The following is a 15,846-nucleotide window of genomic DNA, read 5'->3' as shown; positions in this document are numbered from 1 at the left end:
TTCACGGAGCAGTTCAATGAAAATTGCTGTTGTCGGAGCAGGAATTGTAGGCGCTTCGATCGCCTATCACCTGGCCAGGGGCGGGGCGAAGGTGACAATCTTCGACCCCTCCCCTCCGGGAAGCGCCGTCTCAGCAACGTCTTTTGCCTGCCTGAACGCGTTCGGCAGATCCGGCAAGGACCTTGCTTTCCGCTTGCAGGCGATCCGCTATCACCAGGTACTGGCACGCGAGATCGGATCGGAGCACCTCCTTCACCAATGCGGTACACTACGGATGGCATCGGCTGGCGAAGGTGCGGCCAAGCTTGCCCGCGATGCTGCTTCCTTCGCCGCCGCCGGAGGCGAAATCCGGTCCGTATCCGCCAGTGAAATGATCGACCTCGAACCGCGGGTTCATGCCCATTTCGCGGTTGAACGCTTTCTCGCAGCGGAGGAAGGCTGGGTGGATTCAGGCACACTGTGCAAGCTGCTTGTAAAGACCTCAGTCGAACGGTTCGGCGCACGTTTCCTCAGCGCACGTGTTGCGGGGATCGAAGCCTCCGACCAATGGGTGAGGTTGCGTTGGCAATCGACCCTCGAAACGTTCGATCGGGTCGTGCTTGCAGCGGGCAATGACACCAACTCGCTTCTCAAACTGGCCGGGTTGCAGGAACTGCCAATCGACACACTGCCTGGCCCGCTCCTCACACTCGCGACGCAGGGCGCGAGTGCCATCAAGCACGTGGTCTATACTGATGGATTCCATATACGGCCCGGTTCAGGCGGCCTCATGGCCGGAGTTGCAACATTGCCAGGCGAGATGGAGGCAACAAAACGCGTCGAGGAGGAACGACTTGAGCTGGTGACGGCTGGTACGCGCTGGCTCGAAGGCTTCCTCGACATGCCAAGAAACTGGACCGTCTGCCCGCGCCCGATGCCCGTTGGGGATCAGCCAATCGTTGGTCCACGGGAAGAGAGTGTCGTTATCTCTGTAGCCGTCATGCATGGCGGCATTACGTTGGCGCCGCTTATCGGGGAGATCACAGCTTCGCGTCTGCTGCACGGCATTGTTAAGAAACCACTGCATTCTCTATCCGACACAGCTGAACACGAACGCCTGAGAGCCATCACCAAGCCTATGCGAACAACGATTCGAGCGATCGCCTCGCGACAAGGGCGAGTAGGTCAATGAAACGTCGATTGTGTACCTTCGATACCCGCATCACTGCGGTAACTCGGTGTCTGTCCTTTCGTCAAAATCGAACGTCGGAAGCAATCCCAAGCTCTATTGTGGACGACTCCCCGCACAGGTCGGTGGAATATTCTGTCCTTCTCAGATCGGCTGCCCTGCAGTCTCGCCACGTTGCCAGCTTTCGCGTCGGTTCAATGCCATGAGCGTGGTATCCATCATTCCTCGTGGACAGCTTGTTGCGGCGAAATGGATGATTGTGGACGCCGCGATGTTCACCGTGATGAACATTTTCGTTGCCGCACAGGTATCGGTGATTTCGCCGTTTCTCGCATTGTTCTTGCGTTACCTCTTCGGGATTCCACTGCTCCTTTTCGCAGCCCTCGCAACGGGTAACCACCGCAATATTCTGATATCAATTGATCTGCGCAAGAAAGCCGCTTGGTCCATGGCTTTTGCGGCCGCATTTTCAACTTTAGGGAGCTATTGCATTTACGCGAGCCTTCAATCTATCCCAATATCTATTATTACATCCATTTCGTTTTTTAAGGTAATTATACTTATCGTTTTCTCGGCTATATTATTGAAAGAACCTCTCAACATCTCCTCGCCTGTTTCATTTTTTGTCGGTATTTCCGGCGCCTTTCTGATTACAAGCGTGGCAAACATTGAGATGGGGGGCGCCCTGTTCTTTGCAATCCTTTCACCTGTTTTCGCCGCTGCGCATATTCTGATTGCGCGAGATTCCGTCCTGCGCGATGGAGCCTCCAGTTGGTCAGTTTCGCTGGGGTATACGGTCTTCGGCGCAGCTTGGTCAGCAGGCCCGGGGCTATTCAATCTTCATGCCCTCGATCTACCTGCGATCGTGAGTTCCACTGTCATCGCCGGATTGTCCATTGCAATTCAGTTCTCGCTAAATGCCGCCTTCGTTTCGGACAAAATACAGTCAGCTGCGCCCTTGATGTTCCTGCGGCTTCTTCTCGTCACCGCAGCTGATTTTTTTGTTATCAGCTCATATCTCACTTTCTATCGCGCTATTGGATGTGCCTTGCTGCTTCTGGCCTTGACCATTGCATTCCGGCCAAGCCGCCCACATCCGGGAGACAATGTAAACTCGGCCCCGGGGATTGCCGGATAGAAATGCTTCAAGAGGCGTCTAATCCCACCTGCGCAATAATGCCTGACAGAATCTCAAACGGTATCGACGCGTGCTACTGCGTCGACACCGTGATGTGTCCGCCACCGCTCACGCGGCCATCTTCCGCAGACGGCTAACAAATACCGAAGGCGCTATGAGGGTCCCTTATTGGCAACCCCTTGCAAGCCCATTCTAGCTACATTCGAGTAAGCAGAATCTCCCGCACTCTGGTGAGACCTTCGCTCAATATCTGTGGGCTAGGCGGGGCGATCATCGACAATCGAACGTTGTGGTCCACTTTGACTCCCGGCCCAGCAAAGACACGAGGATTTCTCAACGTCACACCTGCCGATTGCGCCACACTGACGAGCTCATCGACGGGCCAGGATTTCGGAAGATCCAGCCAAACATGCAATGAGGAGGGGTTGGTGTGCATGATACCCAGTTGACCCAGAACCTCCTGCGCGACCCTCTGGCGATTGCCTATCTCTGCAGAGATTTGCGCGGCTATGACTTCTGCAGCGCCGGACTCAATCAGATTTGTGATGAGTTCCGCCGATATCCCGGACACGAACCAGGAAGAAACGCTAGGCAGCGGTGCTTTTATCTCTTCAAGCGCCGACGCACTGGGGGCCACGAGGTATGCAGTCTTGAGACCAATTCCCAGGCACTTTGATACAGTCATGATGTACCAGGTGATATCGGGAGCGATCGATGCAATCGGGCTTGGCGCGTTCTCAGTGATGAACCCATGCACGTCATCTTCGATCAGATATGCCGCATATTTGCGGGCGATTGAGGCAATCTCACTGCGCCGATCTACCGGCATGATGCTGGTAGTAGGGTTATGGCCCGTCGGATTTATATAGACAAAGGCGACCTTGTTTTCTTTGAAAACCCTTTCAAGGTCATCAGAACGCATACCAAATGCGTCGATTTTGACTGGCACAATAGGAACACCCGCAAGCTTGGCCAATTGGCCAAGCGCCGCATAGGTAAGCTCCTCGGTCGCAATGACTGCTCCTTTCGGAACCAGCCGGCCAAGTAATATCATCAGGATGTTTTGCGTCCCACTGGTCAGCAACAACCGGTTGGCCGGGACAGGCGAACCCATTCGCTTGGCCAACCATCCGCCCCCTGCTTCCAAATCGCGGGGGATACCGTGAAACCTGTGCCTTTGTACGATGTTTGAAAGGTCTGGGTTTTCCGCGACCTGGGCCAAACCTTTGCGCAAGTACTCGCGCAACAACGGAACATCCGGCGCCATGGTCCGGGTCAGATCCACCAAGGCCTCTTCATTACCATTCATTGGAATATGCCTTCGGGCTTCACATGCCGGTCTTGAGCAGTTCGCGGGCCTCAGTCGCCGCCTCACCCAGCGCTTGCTTGGGAGAGGTCTGCAGTGTGACCACATTACGCATCTTTTCAATAATTAGTTCGGAAATCTTTGGTCCATTCTTGCCAGGAAAAGCATACCAAGCAGTCAGCGAAGCAATCTGATCCAGCGGCACAGCATAATTCGGATTGTCATTGTAGAATTTTGCCATCTCCGGATCTCGGCGAACCGAGCTGTTCACCGGAACGTATCCGGTCATCGTAGCCATGATCTTCTGACCCTTTGGACCCGATGCAAACTTCACATATTTCCAAGCCGCCTTCTGCTTTTCCTCATCCTTTGAGAACACAACCATGCCATTGCCCGACGCTGGCAATTGACCACCTTTGATCAAAGGGACTGCTGTCATCTGATAGCGGAATCGCTGCGCGATCTGTTTGTCAAAATTGCCGAGATTGCTGCTGGTATTTTGATAGATGCCAAGCTTGCCAGAAACGAAGGCCTGTCTCGCGTTATCCCGTGTCATGTCGACCTGGCCGGCCTCACCAAACTGCTGCAACAAATTCATGGCCCATTGCCCAGCAGGTCCATCAAACGCGATGTCGGAGTCGTTGGCGGTCGTCATTGACCCACCTTGACTGTATACCAGTGTCTGAAAAGCGAGAGCCGAATTCGCGCCATAGTCGAAGTAGAGTCCAGACACGCCACCACCCATCGCATTTATCTTTTTTGCGAGGGTTATTGTGTCTTGCCACGTCGTCGGTAGTTTTTTTGGATCAGCACCTGCCTTTTCAACCAGATCAAGATTGAAAAACAAGTTTTGTGTCGAGATGGAAAAGGGAACTGCATAAGTGGTCCCATCTATCTGCCCGACCCTTGTTATCGACTCTTCACGCCCTTGTTTCCACGCTTCCCCCTCGTCGCGCATCAAGGCGTCAAGCCCAAGCGCCATCTTCCGATCCGCATAGACCCGGACGAAATTCAGCCCCTGGTGGGAAACGTCCGGAAGCTCCCCTGCTATCCCATCTCGCAAAGTCTGCTGCATCAGATCACTGTAGCTGGCATACCCTTGCAGAGAGATCTTGAGATCTGGATTCTCCTTCATAAATTCGTCTGCAACCGCCTGATACATCCCGGAAAAATTGGCTGGTGCATAAGTAATTTGCAGGTCAGTGGCCGATGCATTGCCAGGTTGCATCACCATCAAATTCAAAACGGCAATCGCAGACAGCGAAATCATCGAGTTCATGCCTGGGTTCCCTTCTAGCTATCGAACCGCACCGGTTGAAATGCCCTCCACAAACCACCTTTGGGCCGAGAGGAACGCGACTATGAGAGGCGCTACAACGAGCGTTGAGGCGGCCATGAGCGGGCCGTAATCACTGCCCGCCTCCTCATTCTTGAAGGTCATGATGCCAAGCGGCGGCGGCATCATCTCTTCGGAACGGACGGCAATCAGCGGCCAGAACAGATCGTTCCAGTGGCTGACCACCGAGAAGATGGAAAAAGCGATGATGGCCGGCAGAGCCATCGGCACCATCACACGCCAGACGATGGCAAACTCCGACAGCCCGTCGAGACGCGCGGCGTGGACTACGTCATCCGGTATGGTCTTGAAGAACTGCCGCATCAGGAAGATGCCGAACGGCGACACGATGAAGGGGAAGATCAGCGCGGCATAGGTGTTCAGGATGCCGAGTTGATATCCCATGATGAATTGCGGCAGCGCCAGCACCTGATGCGGAATCAGGAGACCAACCAGCACGATCCCGAACAGCAGGTCGCGTCCCTTGAATTCGAGCTTGGCCAATGCGTAGGCGGCCGGCGCGCAGACCAGGATCTGCAGCGTGAGGATAGCGAGGCAGACGCCGATGCCGTTGAGCATGAATTTGGGCAGCGGCGATGCCGTCAAAGCGCGTCCATAATTCTCGACCAGATGCCATTGCTGCGGCAGGAGCGAGAAAGAGCCGCGGAAAATCTCACCCGGCGACTTCACCGACAAGGAGACCATCCAGACGAAGGGCACCGAAACGGTGGCCGCCGTCATCAGCAGAACAACGTGGCGGGCAATTGCGCCAGGCCAATCCATTTTCATGAGTAGTGCACCCGTCTGTCCATGACGCGAGCCTGGACGAGCGTGAGTGCGATCACGATGACCAGGAAGACGATTGTGACCGCGGCGCCATAGCCGGTGCGCAGATATTCGAAGCTTTCCCGGTAGAGCGTATAAAGCAGGACCTCAGACGCGGTGCCTGGTCCGCCCTTGGTCAGGATCTGCACCGTGTCAAAGGCCTCGAAAGCACGCAGCGCGACAACGATGACCACAAACATCGTCACCGGCCCGAGCATCGGCAAGGTCACGGTACGCAACCGGTCGAGCCAATTGTCCGCCCCGTCGATGTCGGCCGCGTGATAGAGATCGCGCGGAATGGATTTCAGCCCGGCCAGGAAAAGCACCATGGCAAAGCCAAGGTTCTGCCAGATGGCGATGACGGCGAGGACCGGCAGAACCGTCTTTTCATCGCGCAACCAGTTGGCTGTCGGCAGTCCGAGCCCGGAGAGGGTCTGGTTGACGAGGCCGATCGTGGGATGCAGCAAAGCTTCCCAGGCAATCGCCATGGCGGCCAGCGTTGCCATGAAAGGCAGGAAATGGATCGCGCGGTAAAAGGCGCGAAACGATTTCCCGCTTTCGATCAAAAGCGCGATGAAAAGCCCCAGAAGAACGGTCCCCGGCACCACCATCGACACGTAAAGGATCGTGTTGGCAAGTGACGCGCAAAAGGCCTTGTCCGCAAAAAGCTCGGCGAAGTTGCGGGCACCAACGAAGGACATGGTGTGCGCGCCGAACTGCCAGTCGGTCACGGATATGACCATCACGCCCACAATCGGCAGGACAAAGAGACAAAGCAACAGGAAGGCTGCCGGGCCGGCGAGACAGTAAGCCGCCAACGCCTCGCCAACGGCCGAGACGGATTTCGACACCGGCCGCGTGCCAGGAAACACCTCGATGCTGGCCGCCATCAGGCAATCTCCCGCAGCGGTGTGACATTGGCGGCGGGCAGCATGCGCTCACCACTCTTGTCAAAAACCAGGAACCGGTCCGGGCGCACGCTGAGATTGACGAGCTGGCCATGCGCGAGATGCGGTGCCCGCTCGGCCAGCAGGCGCGCGACAAGCGGTTCGCCGGCGCCCAGTGCAAGATGCACAAACAGATCGGAACCCATATGTTCGATCAATCGGATGGTTCCGGCGATCGCGCCCGGTTCGTTGCGATCGCAAAGATGGAATGCTTCCGGCCTGATCCCCAGCGTCACTTCGGCACCCAGGTCGAGATCGACATTGGTGGCGAAGCTGGCCCCTCCCGCCTCGATATGTCCACGCTGGCGAACGACGCCGTCGAGCATGCTGATCTTGGGACTGCCCACGAACTCGGCAACGCGGCGATCGGTCGGATTTGCGTAGATCTGCTGCGGCGGTGCCACTTGCAGCAACTCACCATCGAGCATCACGGCGACACGATCGGAAAGCGTCATCGCCTCCGATTGGTCATGGGTGACATAGATGAAGGTGACGCCCAGCCGACGATGCAGTTCCTTTATTTCGGCGCGCATCTGGACGCGCAATTTCGCGTCGAGGTTGGACAGTGGCTCGTCCATCAGGAAGACCGCGGGATGGCGCACCATGGCACGGCCCACCGCCACGCGCTGGCGCTGACCGCCGGAGAGCTGACCGGGCTTGCGACCCAGAAGATGGTCGATGCCGACGGCGCCGGCGGCCTGCTGGACCTCTTGGGCGATTGCGGCCTTGGCCCCGGCTGTTCCGGGAAGCGCGCGTCCAAGCAGCGGCATACGTTGCCAGAAAGAGAGCCGCCGCATCCTGAGCGGCAGGCCGATGTTTTCAGCGACCGTCATATGCGGATAAAGCGCATAGGACTGGAACACCATCGCGATGTCGCGCTGTTTTGCGCGCAAGCCATCCACGACGCGTCCGCCGATCGAAACGCGCCCCTGATCCTGGGGCTCGAGCCCGGCCAATATGCGCAGGAGGGTAGACTTGCCGCAGCCAGACGGCCCCAGCAACGTGAGAAACTCGCCCTCCTCCACTGCAAGGTTGAGATTGCGCAGGACCTGGGTGGTTCCATATGATTTCGAGATATCGGTGAACAGCACGCCGGACATCACGCGACCTCCGTCGTCCTGGCAAGGCCGGCGCCGACCGCTTCGGCCCATCCGCCGTCCAGATAGACCGCCGACCCCACCTGCGTTCGCTGGATGCGCTGCAGGAGATTGCCCGATCGAATTTCCGAAACCTGCATGACTGTTGCCAGCAAAGGCGCAACGGCCGCTCGCCGGGCAAGTACCTCTGAAAGCACCCGACCTGTCATGCTCGAAAGTGGCTGCATGTCGAGAACCTCAAGGATGGTGGGAGTGATGTCGCAAATGCCGGAAGGCACTCTGGAGACGTGCCCGCCGGCCAGGAACTGCGTTCCCGCAACGATGCCCACCGAAGCGAGTTCCTTCGGGTGCAGGCCGCCATGGACGCCAAGGCCGGGTGCCCGCGCATTGTCGTAATATGTCCCGCCTGCCAGACCGAACCGGTCCCTGCCGTCGTCCGCGCGAAAGGCGAAATAGACGTCAGGGGCGCGTTCGTGATTTGCCATGACAAGGCTGCTTGCGAAGGTTCCCGGGACGATCCCTTCGATCTCGTCTCCTGGCGCGGTGAACATCGGACCGACCCAGGCAAACTCGCTGAGCGCGCTGACGAGCCGTGACAGCTGTTTGCTGCCACGGTCGGCAAGGTAGAGCGCGCCGACCTGGCCGGAGACGATGACGACATCGACATCGGGTGCCGGTGCAGTTCCTGGATTGAAACCAGCTTCGGAAAGACTATCCGCGACGGAAACACGTGTATGCGCCGTGATGTGGCCATGGTCCGAAAGCGCGATGATCTGGACGCCGGCAGCGCGCCCCTCGGCCTCCCACCAGTCCAGTATGCGGCCGAATTCGGCGTCGCAATGCTTGATAGCCCGGCGGGTCGCGGCGCCGCCCGTACCATTGTGATGCGAGCAGGTATCCGGCTCGCCATAGGATAGAATGGTCACGTCCGGGGCCTGTTCAGGCCAGACATAGTCGAGAAAGACCGTGGTGATCAGGGTCTGCGCTTCAATATCCGGCTCGCCGACGGGCGGCACCGGTGGCAGCGGCCCGAATCTGGCAACGATTTCATCAAGGACGCTCCTTGGCGTGCAGGCCTCTGGGAAATGGCCCGACAGGCGGATATGGCCGAAGGCCTCTGCCTTGTGATGGAAGAGTCGCGTCGTGCCCGGTGTATTGGTTGCCAGGACCGCAAGGCTTTTACCGGCGCGGCCAAGCAACTCCCCCAGGGTCGGCACACTCATCAGCCGGCCACCGCTTTCACGGTCGAGCCGATCCAGAAGGATCGCGTCAGCTGTGTCTATGTAGCGCTGCGGATTGACGCTGCGGTCGACATATTTGTTGCCGACCATCCCATGAACGGCCGCTGTGGATCCAGTGACAAGACTCGGGAAGGCGGCCCTGGTTTCACTTGGATAGATCGTTCGCTGTGCCGCGAGCGTTGTGCCGAGCGTCTTCAGCCGGAAGAGATTTGGTGTTTGCTGTTCATCGATCAGATCCGGCCGAAGCCCGTCAAAGCTGACGATTACGAATTTGGTTTCTGCCATCGATCCGGGCCTTGTTGATAACCTTTGGGCTATCGACCCGCCGTTACGCTCCTGTGACAATCATCGAATAATTCGAACTAAATCCGCCCCAATGTGATCATCCCGTTTTTAGAAAGAAATCTGTTTTGCCCGAGGGACAAGAATCGTTGCCGCTCAATTCCGTGCGGGCCTTTGCCGTGATCGCGCGCGAGAGAAGCGTGACCCGGGCCGCAGTCGTGCTGGGTATCGCGCAAAGCGCGGTCAGCAGACACCTTGCCGTGCTTGAGGACTATCTCGGATCGAAACTCGTTGAGCGGCGCGGACGCAATTCCGAACTGACCCCGTTCGGCAGGCTCTTCGCAACTGCCGTCAGCGAGCCGCTGGACACGATCTACTTCACTGCGCAGCGCATGAAGCGGCGGCAGACCGACCTCAACCGCATTCTGGTCAGGACGTCGCTGCCAACCTTCGCCTCAACGCTGCTGATCCCCAACATCCAGGCCTTCTCCACCGAAGCCGGCGGCGCGGTGGTCGACGTCGTCACCACGCTCTCACAACCGACATCCGCCGACAATTTCGATGTCCTGATCACGCGTGATCTCGCGCTGGCAGAGCCTTCCGACAGGTGGGTTCTGCTGAACGAGGATCTGGTTTGCGTCGGCGCTCCACGACAGGTTGCAGGCAAGGAGATCGACATCGTGACACGCATTCCGATCGTCTCGATCACGTCTCGTCCAGATAGCCTTCCGACTTGGCTGAAGGGAATGGACATCGGGCAGCACGACATAAAGTTGGGTGCCCGATACGACCACCACTATCTGGCACTTCCAGCGATCGCGCATGGAAAAAGCCTGTTGGTGACTCCGGAGGTGCTTGTGCGCGACCTGATCAAGCAAGGATTGCTGGAGGTCGTCAAAGGCACCCGCACGCCGAGCGGCATGCAGTATCACGCCCATGCCGTCGACCGCAGTCAGAATCTGGATCTGGCAAGGATGTTCTGCAGGTGGCTCGTCCGCTTGTGCAGGGAGGACCAGCCCAAAGCGAAGGCGCTTGGGTTCACATCGAAATAATCGATGGGTGGCATGCAGTTGCTAGATAGCGCGAGTTGATTGGCGGCAACGAAGTGCGGCAGACCGGCCTCGAAATGAAATCGAGGCATTTGCAGTGACGATCCTTTCAAACCGGCTCCAGCTTGTTCGCCCGTCGGAAACAAAGGCGATGACCGCTCGCGCCGCGGCGTTGAGAACCAGTGGCGTCAATGTCATTGTGCTGAGCCAGGGCGAGCCCGATTTTCCGACGCCGGCACCAATTCGCGACGCTGGCGTACGTGCCATTGGCGAAGGGCTGACCCGCTACACGGCGGTTGCAGGCGTCGCGCAGCTTCGCGAGGCGATCTGCGGCAAGCTGAACCGCGACTATGGATTGAACTACACCATCGATCAGATAACCGTCGGCTGCGGCGCCAAGCAGGTCATCTTCAACGCACTCTATGCCAGCCTCGATGCGGGAGACGAAGCGATCATCCCAGCACCGTGTTGGGTTTCATATCCGGACATGGTCGCGTTGGCAGGCGGAACAGCGGTGCTGGCGCCATGCACGCCGGAAAGCGGCTTTAAGCTGTCGGCCGAAACGCTCGCCGCCGCGATCTCCAGACGCACGAAATGGCTGATCCTGAATTCTCCCTGCAATCCGACCGGTGCGGTCTATTCGGCGGACGAACTCGTTGCCCTGGCGCAAGTTCTTCGGGAACACCCGCAGGTGCACATCCTTTCCGACGATATCTACGAAAAGCTCGTCTATGATGTTCCCTTCGCCTCTATCCTTTCAGTCGCTCCCGACCTCGTCGAGCGAGTTCTGATCGTCAACGGCGTCTCCAAGGCCAGTGCGATGACTGGCTGGCGCGTGGGTTACGCTGCCGGGCCGGCACACCTGATCAAGGCCATGAACACGATCCAGGGTCAGACTTCATCGCACACGAGTTCGATCTCGCAATATGCCGCGATCGAGGCGATCGGCGGCGACCAGCACTATGTCGCGGATTTCGTGGCCGAGTTTCGGCAGCGACGCGACCTTGCCGTCGGCTTGCTGGCGCGCGCACCGGGCCTCAACTGCCCGTTGCCGGAAGGCGCCTTCTACGCCTTTCCCTCATGCGCCGGCCTTATCGGCAAGCAGACACCGCAGGGCAAGGTCATTGGCAATGACATTGATTTCACGGATTACCTTCTCAATCAGTTCGGCGTCGCCGCCGTGCCGGGATCAGCTTTCCTGGCGCCGTCGTTCCTGCGCATTTCTTATGCCTCTTCGCAAACCGATCTCGATCTGGCCTGCAAGAGGATAATCTATGCGTGCGAAGCGCTGACGTGAGGACCCAACGATGAGCAAAGCGACATATCTGCGCCACGCAATGACCGAGAAGGGTCTCGTCCACGTCATGGCGACGCACAGTCCGTTGTCGGCGCTCCTTGCCGAGCAGGCAGGCTTCGACGGACTATGGGCATCGGGCTTCGAGCTCTCGGCGCTCTACGGCCTTCCCGACATGAGCCTGATCTCAATGACCCAGCACCTCGAGATGCTTCGGGCTGTGGCGGGCAGAACCTCCCTGCCGATCGTCGCCGATGTCGACACCGGCTACGGCAACGCAATCAACGTCATTCACACCGTTCGCGAATATGAGCGGGCCGGCGCAAGCGCGGTCGTCATTGAAGACAAGTCGTTTCCAAAGGTCACCAGCCTTGCCGTGAACGGTCACCACGACCTGGTTCGTGTCGAGGAATTCCAGGGCAAGATCGAAGCCGCGCGGGCGACACGATCGGACCCCGACTTCCTGGTCATTGCGCGCACTGAAGCGCTGATCGCAGGACTGGGCGAAAAAGAAGCCCTGTCGCGCGCCCATGCCTATGCGCAGGCCGGCGCCGACATGATCCTGATCCACTCCAAGAAAAAGGACCCCGGCGAAATCGAGAGCTTCTCCGAAGCCTGGAACGGCGCCGTCCCCTTGGTCATCGTGCCCAATGCTTATCCCGAGCTCAGCTCGGCTCGTATCCGAGCGCTCGGCAATATCCGCATGGTCATCTACGGCAATTACGCGATCCGCGCCGCCGCCACCGCGATGAAGGAAACGTTCTTGCGCGTCATAGCCGATGACGGCGTCCAGCAGGTCCACCGAGACCTGCTGCCCGTCGAAGATGTTTTTCAACTTCAGGGAATGGACGACGTCCGGTCAGACGAGCAGCGCTATCTCCGCTAGAGCGTTTCCGGTTTCACTGAAACACAGAAACGCTCTAACTCTTTGTTATTACGTAATTCCGGACGGCAAACCGCTACGCACTTTTCCGGAATTGCGCTAGCCCGGCCGCGCCGCAACGACAGAAATCTCGACCAGCGTCCCTGGCGACAGCGTCGCTCCGATGCACATGCGCTGGGGCCAATGTCCAGGCTCATCCCCTACCCAGGCCAGCCACTCGACATCAAAGGCCTTCTTGTCATCAAGATTTGCCAGAAAGACCGAAACCGACAGCAGATTGCGGCGGGCAGTCCCCAGCTCTCCCAACACGCGGTCGATTTTTGCGAAGGTGGCTGCGATTTGGCCTTTCAGATCGAGACTTTTATCGTCGGAGGTCGCTACCGCCCAGGCAAGATTGCCGAACCCCGAGCCGGAACTCCTGCCCGCGGCTACCCCCTTCGATCGATCGATTTTCGGCTCATTGCTCATTCGATTCCATCCCGTGTGCCATTGTCGCCGAGCGCTTCCCACGTGCATCGTACTGCGGACCACGAGCAGATGTCCAATTATACTTCAAAATCCACCACTTTATCTTCTCAGCAAGTGATTTTTGGATAATTTTACAGATAAATTCGAAACATACTGAATAAATACGCCGCCACACATGATCTGATGCATTGAAGTGGCGAACAAAGAACAGTTGGTCAATTCAGGCATCCAACTTGCTACATCCCACATGCAACAACAGGCCGCCGACCTCTCAGGGCCAGTCGTGATAATCCGAGGACGTCTGCAGCTGGGCGTCATTGTTCCTGCTGACCGCCATAGCGCGATATCGGGCAGGTGAGGTGCCGGTCTTGCGTTTGAAGAAATGACTGAAATTGCCCGGATCGCGAAAACCAAGGCTGTAGGAAATCTCCTGCACGTCGCGGGCGGATCGCTCCAGCCTCTGCTTCGCTTCCTGGACAAGACGTTCATGCACCAGTTCGATCGGCGAACGCGACAACATGCGCTGGCAGATCGAATGCAACCTGTCGGTGGTGATGCCGAGCTCCGCGGCATAGTCGGCGATGGTGCGATGGTGGCGGAACCCGATTTCGACCGACTGGCGAAAGCGCTGCAGGATCGAACCGGCGCTTACCTGACGCTCCTGTGCAGCGGGAGATCGCTGCAGCCGCCAGATGGCCGTCAGGACCAGACGCATATAGGCCGACAAGACCATCCGCGAGGCACGGCCCTCCGTCACCAGTTCCGCAATGGCACCTTCAAACAGCGAGGCCATCTCGGAAAGGCAGGCCGGCTCCAGCGCCTCGTTCACTGAAAAATCGGCGGAAAACGCGCGCAGCAAAACCGACTCCGCATAATCGCCGATCGCTTCGCCAATGATCTCGGGTGACACGCCGAGAAGATAGCCGCGGCTGCCCGCAGCCACGGTGATCATCTCTTCGACGCTTGGTGGAAAAAAAACAATGGCCGGACCGGTAACGGTTACCGGTCCCTCCTTGCGCACGAGACGAACATGGCCGCCCGTGAGCAGCAGCGCATGATGGAACCAGCGCTGCGCAGGCCGGCCAATACGAATGACACGTGACTGGATGGCCGGCTCGATCACCTCACCGCGAGCATCGTGATGAATGGCTGGATCGGTATGCATAGCCAGCTAAACCCAGAAAATTACAATTAATCACCACAAATTCACATTCTCATTCACGCTGCAAGGCGTAGCATTTCCATCAAGGGCCTTTGGGAGGGGGCAGGCATGGCGGCGAGCAGTCCCCATAGCAAAGCGAAGCTGTCGTTTGACGATCAGTGCAGTGTTTCGCAGGCTCCCGTTCGCCGAATTTCCATGATGGTCGGCGGACGCGACATCGAGGCGGCCAATTCGGCGATCTTTGAACGCCATAGCCCGGTGAACGGCGATCTGGTCACCATCGCGGCTGCCGCCACGCCCGCGGATGCTGCCGGTGCCGCCGATGCAGCGGCCGCGGCCTTTCCCGACTGGTCCCGGACCAGCCCCAGCCATCGCCGCACTCTGCTCGAGCGCGCCGCGCAACGGCTTCTTGCCCGTCAGGTCGACTTTACGGCGGCAATGATGGCCGAGACCGGAGCGACACCTGAATGGAGCGCCTTCAACGTCGCTCTTGCGGCGAGGATCTTGTCCGAGGCGGCGGCCATGACGACGCAGATCGGTGGCCAGCTCATTCCAACCGACTACATCGGCAAGACATCGATGGCTTATCGCCAGCCTGCGGGCGTCTGTCTGGCGATCGCCCCATGGAACGCTCCCGTGATCCTGGGCGTGCGCTCGATCGCGATGGCGCTGGCCTGCGGCAACACCGTGGTGCTCAAGTCGTCGGAACTTTGTCCTGCCACCCACAGGCTGATTGGGGATGTGATCACCGAGGCGGGCTTTCCTGCCGGCGTGCTCAACATCGTCTCGAATGCACCGGCGAGCGCTTCGGCAATCGTCGAGACATTGATTTCCCATCCGGTCGTGCGCCGCATCAATTTCACCGGCTCGACGCGCGTGGGGCGGATCATCGCGCAGACGGCCGCCAAACATCTCAAGCGATGCCTGCTGGAACTCGGAGGCAAAGCGGCCTTCATTGTTCTCGACGACGCCGATCTGGACCGCGCGGTCGAAGCCGCCGCCTTCGGCGCCTATTTCAACCAGGGTCAGATCTGCATGTCGACCGAGCGTATCATCATCATGGATGAGATCGCCGATGCATTCGTCGCAAAATTTCTCGCCAAGGCCAGCACGTTGCGCGCCGGTGATCCGCGGCACGGCGACATGCCGCTCGGAGCTTTGGTCACCGCGGAGTCCGCGCGCCGCATCCATGGCCTGATCGAAGATGCCGTCGCCAAGGGCGCCACCTTGCTGACCGGTGGCAACAACCAACACGCCTTCATGGACGCCACCGTGATCGACCACGTCACGCGTGCCATGCGCATCTATCGCGAGGAGAGCTTCGGACCGGTTGCGGCAATCATTCGCGTCGGCTCAGTCGACGAAGCCGTGACGGTCGCCAATGACTGCGAATACGGCCTGGCGGGCGCCGTCTTCGGGCGCGACACAGCGCGCGCTTTCGAAGTCGCACGCCAAGTTGAATCCGGAATCTGCCACATCAACTCGGCGACCGTATGCGATGAGCCGCAGATACCGTTCGGCGGGGTGAAAGCGAGCGGTTACGGCAGATTCGGCGGACCTGCGGCGCTCGACGAATTCACGGAGTTGCGCTGGATCACGATCTCCGACGGCAGCGACGAATATCCGATCTGAACCGGGGAAAGAAAGGCT

The 15,846-nt window shown here is 58.6% G+C and carries 14 protein-coding genes; 6 read left to right on the top strand and 8 right to left on the bottom strand.

All coding sequences use genetic code 11. The features are described from left to right. The first annotated feature begins 16 nt into the window (after window positions 1-16). Window positions 17-1,171: an NAD(P)/FAD-dependent oxidoreductase gene (locus AC3WTO_RS23695; protein WP_492463337.1), complete on the top strand. Its 1,155-nt coding sequence runs from the start codon at window positions 17-19 to the stop codon at window positions 1,169-1,171. 199 nt (window positions 1,172-1,370) lie between these two features. Continuing rightward, a complete protein-coding gene (locus tag AC3WTO_RS23690) occupies window positions 1,371-2,306 on the top strand; it encodes an EamA family transporter (RefSeq protein ID WP_492463338.1) in 936 nt (311 codons plus the stop codon). A gap of 196 nt (window positions 2,307-2,502) precedes the next feature. Here the strand turns inward: AC3WTO_RS23690 and AC3WTO_RS23685 are convergent, their stop codons facing one another. From AC3WTO_RS23685 to AC3WTO_RS23660, 6 genes are read right to left on the bottom strand one after another with little or no spacing between them, the layout of a single operon-like run. Continuing rightward, window positions 2,503-3,615, bottom strand: a complete 1,113-nt coding sequence (locus tag AC3WTO_RS23685) for an aminotransferase-like domain-containing protein (RefSeq protein ID WP_492463339.1) — start codon at window positions 3,613-3,615, stop codon at window positions 2,503-2,505. A 19-nt stretch (window positions 3,616-3,634) separates the two neighbouring features. Then, window positions 3,635-4,891 (bottom strand): ABC transporter substrate-binding protein, encoded by a 1,257-nt coding sequence (locus AC3WTO_RS23680; protein WP_492463340.1) that lies wholly within the window; start codon window positions 4,889-4,891, stop codon window positions 3,635-3,637. 18 nt (window positions 4,892-4,909) lie between these two features. Further along, on the bottom strand, window positions 4,910-5,737 hold the full coding sequence (locus tag AC3WTO_RS23675) for a carbohydrate ABC transporter permease (protein ID WP_492463341.1): 828 nt from the start codon (window positions 5,735-5,737) through the stop codon (window positions 4,910-4,912). Further along, on the bottom strand, window positions 5,734-6,663 hold the full coding sequence (locus AC3WTO_RS23670) for a carbohydrate ABC transporter permease (RefSeq protein WP_492463342.1): 930 nt from the start codon (window positions 6,661-6,663) through the stop codon (window positions 5,734-5,736). Before AC3WTO_RS23670 ends, AC3WTO_RS23675 begins: the two co-directional genes overlap by 4 nt. Then, the gene (locus AC3WTO_RS23665; RefSeq protein ID WP_492463343.1) at window positions 6,663-7,820 is read right to left on the bottom strand and encodes an ABC transporter ATP-binding protein; all 1,158 of its coding nucleotides are present in this window, start codon (window positions 7,818-7,820) and stop codon (window positions 6,663-6,665) included. Before AC3WTO_RS23665 ends, AC3WTO_RS23670 begins: the two co-directional genes overlap by 1 nt. Then, window positions 7,820-9,343 (bottom strand): alkaline phosphatase family protein, encoded by a 1,524-nt coding sequence (locus tag AC3WTO_RS23660; protein ID WP_492463344.1) that lies wholly within the window; start codon window positions 9,341-9,343, stop codon window positions 7,820-7,822. Before AC3WTO_RS23660 ends, AC3WTO_RS23665 begins: the two co-directional genes overlap by 1 nt. A 125-nt stretch (window positions 9,344-9,468) precedes the next feature. Here AC3WTO_RS23660 and AC3WTO_RS23655 point away from each other — a divergent pair, with 125 nt between their 5' ends. From AC3WTO_RS23655 to AC3WTO_RS23645, 3 genes are all read left to right on the top strand, one after another. Next, entirely contained in the window at window positions 9,469-10,392 is a 924-nt protein-coding gene (locus AC3WTO_RS23655) for a LysR family transcriptional regulator (protein WP_492463345.1), read from the top strand. A gap of 94 nt (window positions 10,393-10,486) precedes the next feature. Continuing rightward, window positions 10,487-11,686, top strand: a complete 1,200-nt coding sequence (locus tag AC3WTO_RS23650) for a pyridoxal phosphate-dependent aminotransferase (protein ID WP_492463346.1) — start codon at window positions 10,487-10,489, stop codon at window positions 11,684-11,686. Window positions 11,687-11,696: 10 nt separating this feature from the next. After that, the gene (locus AC3WTO_RS23645) at window positions 11,697-12,569 is read left to right on the top strand and encodes an isocitrate lyase/phosphoenolpyruvate mutase family protein (protein WP_492463347.1); all 873 of its coding nucleotides are present in this window, start codon (window positions 11,697-11,699) and stop codon (window positions 12,567-12,569) included. 96 nt (window positions 12,570-12,665) lie between these two features. Here the strand turns inward: AC3WTO_RS23645 and AC3WTO_RS23640 are convergent, their stop codons facing one another. Both AC3WTO_RS23640 and AC3WTO_RS23635 read right to left on the bottom strand, forming a co-directional pair. Beyond that, the gene (locus AC3WTO_RS23640) at window positions 12,666-13,034 is read right to left on the bottom strand and encodes a Rid family hydrolase (RefSeq protein ID WP_492463348.1); all 369 of its coding nucleotides are present in this window, start codon (window positions 13,032-13,034) and stop codon (window positions 12,666-12,668) included. 271 nt (window positions 13,035-13,305) lie between these two features. Then, complete coding sequence (locus AC3WTO_RS23635) at window positions 13,306-14,199, bottom strand: helix-turn-helix transcriptional regulator (protein ID WP_492463349.1); 894 nt, start codon at window positions 14,197-14,199, stop codon at window positions 13,306-13,308. A 192-nt stretch (window positions 14,200-14,391) separates the two neighbouring features. Between AC3WTO_RS23635 and AC3WTO_RS23630 the strand changes: the two genes are divergently transcribed. Beyond that, complete coding sequence (locus tag AC3WTO_RS23630; RefSeq protein WP_492463472.1) at window positions 14,392-15,828, top strand: aldehyde dehydrogenase; 1,437 nt, start codon at window positions 14,392-14,394, stop codon at window positions 15,826-15,828. Window positions 15,829-15,846: the final 18 nt, after the last annotated feature.

It is taken from the genome of Mesorhizobium sp. EU05-FHT14A09 (assembly GCF_058790995.1).
The sequence above is the reverse complement of the archived record's forward strand: the minus strand, read 5'-3'. Positions and strand labels throughout refer to the sequence as shown.